The organism is uncultured Phenylobacterium sp., assembly GCF_902826855.1.
In the GTDB taxonomy this organism is placed as follows: Bacteria; Pseudomonadota; Alphaproteobacteria; order Caulobacterales; family Caulobacteraceae; genus Phenylobacterium.
In genome coordinates this window covers 1-2,968 of sequence record NZ_CADEGK010000329.1, presented here as the reverse complement: position 1 = coordinate 2,968, position 2,968 = coordinate 1, and the positions used below count along the sequence as shown (strand labels likewise).

The following is a 2,968-nucleotide window of genomic DNA, read 5'->3' as shown; positions in this document are numbered from 1 at the left end:
GGTCATTGCCGGCGCCCTGTTCGCCGCGGCGGGCGTGGCCGGTGGTGTCCTGCTGGTCCGCCAGGCGGCTCGGCCGGCCGTCGCCGCCGCGCTGGCCCTCGCGATCGCCGGCCACACCGTGCTCGCCGCCGCATTCGTCCCGAAGCTGGAGCCGCTGTGGCTCTCTGCGCGGGTCGAAACGGCCCTGGAGCGCGCGCGCCTATTGCCGCGCCAGGGCGTGGCCGAAGCACCGATCTCCGTCGCCGGCTACGCCGAGCCCAGCCTGGTCTTCGCCCTGGGCGCAGCCACCCAGCTGGACGGCCCCGCCGAGGCGGCCCAGGCGGTGGTCGAGAACCGACCCGCCGTCGTCGAGGGCCGCGAGGACGCCGAGTTCCGCGCCCACCTCGCCGCCCTCGGCGGCCAGGCCCGCGAGGTCGCCCGGGTGGACGGGATCAACTACTCCAAGGGCGACGCGATGACGCTTCGGGTCTATGTCGCCCCCAATGTGAAGTGAGGACGGGGTGAAGTGAGGACGCGATGAGCCGCCGTATCGAGATCGTGGAGGTGGGCCCCAGGGACGGCCTGCAAAACGAGAAGACCCTGCTCGAGGTCGATCAGAAGCTGGAGATGATCCACCGGCTGGAGGCGGCCGGCGCGCGCCGCATGGAGGTGGTCTCCTTCGTCAACCCCAAGCGCGTGCCCCAGATGGCCGGCGCCGAGGAAATCATGGCCGCCCTGCCACACGACCCTGCGCGCTCCCGCATCGGCCTGGTGCTCAACATGCGGGGCTGGGAACGCTGCGTCGAAGCCGGCTGCGACGAAGCCAACGTCGTGGTCTGCGCCACCGACGGCTTCGGCATCCGCAACCAGGGAGCCTCGGTGGAGGAACAGGTCGCCGCGCTCGCCAACATCATGGGCGTGCGGAAGAAGGAGGATCCGCCGGTCTCGATGACGATCTCCGTGGCCTTCGGTTGCCCGTTCGATGGCGAGGTCCCGCAGGACCGCGTGGTCGACATCGTCAGGCAGGCCGCCGACATGCGCGTGGCCGAGATCGCGCTCGCGGACACCATCGGCGTCGCCGATCCTTGGACCGTCCGCCGCCGCGTGGAAGCCGTACGCAAGGCCGCCGGCCATATCCCTTTGCGCCTGCACTTCCACGACACGCGCAACACCGGCCTGGCCAACGCCTTCGCCGGCGTCGAGGCGGGCGTCGACATCCTGGACGCCAGCGTCGGCGGCCTAGGCGGCTGTCCCTTCGCCCCCAACGCCACCGGCAACATCGGCACCGAGGACCTGGTCTACATGCTGGAACGCGCCGGGTTCGAGACCACCTACGACCTCGGCAAGCTCATCGAACTCGGCAATTGGGCGTCCGGTCTGGTGGGCAAGGCGCCTGCCGCCTCGGTCAGCCGCGCGGGTGCGTTCCCTGTCTCGGCGACCTAGACCAGGTTTGCCCAGCTTAGGCAGAGGGCCGCCCCTGAGTCAGGTGACCAGCCCGGCCCCACCCTCGTGGACGATGGACACCTTATGCCCTGGCTGGCTGTCAGAGACTTGGACGTCCGCCTGCAGTTGCTGTGCGAGCGCCGAGACGATGCTTGTGCCCAGGCCAGCCTTGGCGCTCGCCGCGTCCGCCGGCATTCCGACGCCGTTGTCGCCGACCGATAGGGTCCAGTCGGCCCCATCGGCGTGATAGTCGACGCTGATCTTGCCTTTTCGGCGGCCTGGGAAGGCGTGCTTGAGGGCGTTGATCACCAGCTCGGTGACGATCAGGCCGAGGCTTACGGAGACGTCAGCGGCGGCGAGGGTGTCATCCGACGTCACCTCTAGCTTGAGTTGATTGTGGTCGCGGATCATCGACGCGCCGATGCTTTCGCAGAGCTCACTGAAATAGCCGCGCAAGTCGACATCGCCGAGGGTGGTCGCCGCCAGTTGGCGTTGTACGGCGGCGACCGACATCACCCGCTGGTGCGCATCATAGAGGTGTGTGCGCGTTTCGTCGGAGTCCACGCGCTTCGCGCTTTGCAGAAGGACGCTGGCGATGATCTGCAGGCTGTTGGCCACACGGTGCTGCAGTTCCTGAAGTAGGATCGCCTTCTCGCGGACCAGATCGTCCTTCTGCCGAAGCACATCGTCTTTGAGTTTCCCGGCCAGGCGCGCATCGGTCACGTCTGCGACCGCAAGCAGAAGTCGAACGTGGTCGGTATCGCCATAGTCGAGGTTCTTGACGTTCAGGACGAGTCGCCGGGTCACTTGGCCCTCCCGCGCCAAGTCCATCTCGTAGGCGTCAATCTGTGCGTTCCCCGCGGCCGTGGCCTTGAGCAAGGACCGTAGCTGGCGGACGTCCCATTCCCCGCCGCCCAGCGCGAAGATTTCGAGGCCAGCCGCGTGGGCAGGGTCGATCTGGAACGCGCGATAGAAGGAGCTGCTGGCCGCCACGACCGCAAAGCTCCCGTCCAACAGCACGAGCGGCGCCGTTGAGGAAGCGATGACCGCCAACGCGAGATCGGCGGCGGCCTCGCCATGAGGCGGTTGCGAAGTCATAGAGCGCCCACCTTCTTGGAGGGCCGGAGGCTCGCGAAGCGAAAGCCAACCCGGCGACGATGACGGCCGGATCAGACGGGCCGGTCCGGCCCCGCCAAAGCGTGTTCGTCGATCAACCCTAACATGGAGCAGGGTGGTTGGATAACCTCTGCTAGAAATTTGCGAACTCACCTTCAGAGCGTGCGGGGAACCCCCCGAAGCCCGAACCGTTGAAGAGTTTCGGATACCCGACGCAAACTCCGGGGGGAGCGCCATGTCTGATCCAAACGCACCTTTGGTTCTGTACGTAGAGGACGACGCCGCTGTCCTCGATCTGGGCGTGGCGGCGCTGGAGGACGGCGGCTTTCGGGTGGAACCTGTTCACACTGGCCCTGACGCTCTCGCTACGCTTGAGAATCCAGACGCGGACGTCCGGGCCCTCGTGACAGACATCGACCTTCCAGGGGGC

General features: G+C 67.5%; 2 protein-coding genes and 2 pseudogenes. 3 read left to right on the top strand and 1 reads right to left on the bottom strand.

Translation table 11 applies throughout. From position 1 onward, the window contains the following. Together QZV94_RS24295 and QZV94_RS24290 are read left to right on the top strand one after the other, a co-directional pair. Positions 1 to 493 (top strand): annotated as a pseudogene (locus tag QZV94_RS24295) (glycosyltransferase family 39 protein); the annotation flags it as partial. 23 nt (positions 494 to 516) lie between these two features. Continuing rightward, positions 517 to 1,422: a hydroxymethylglutaryl-CoA lyase gene (locus tag QZV94_RS24290; protein ID WP_293682941.1), complete on the top strand. Its 906-nt coding sequence runs from the start codon at positions 517 to 519 to the stop codon at positions 1,420 to 1,422. 39 nt (positions 1,423 to 1,461) lie between these two features. Here the strand turns inward: QZV94_RS24290 and QZV94_RS24285 are convergent, their stop codons facing one another. Further along, the gene (locus QZV94_RS24285) at positions 1,462 to 2,775 is read right to left on the bottom strand and encodes a sensor histidine kinase (protein ID WP_367255296.1); all 1,314 of its coding nucleotides are present in this window, start codon (positions 2,773 to 2,775) and stop codon (positions 1,462 to 1,464) included. Here QZV94_RS24285 and QZV94_RS24280 point away from each other — a divergent pair. After that, a pseudogene (locus tag QZV94_RS24280) lies at positions 2,774 to 2,968 on the top strand (response regulator); the annotation flags it as partial. The gene QZV94_RS24285 and the pseudogene QZV94_RS24280 sit on opposite strands and share 2 nt — an antisense overlap.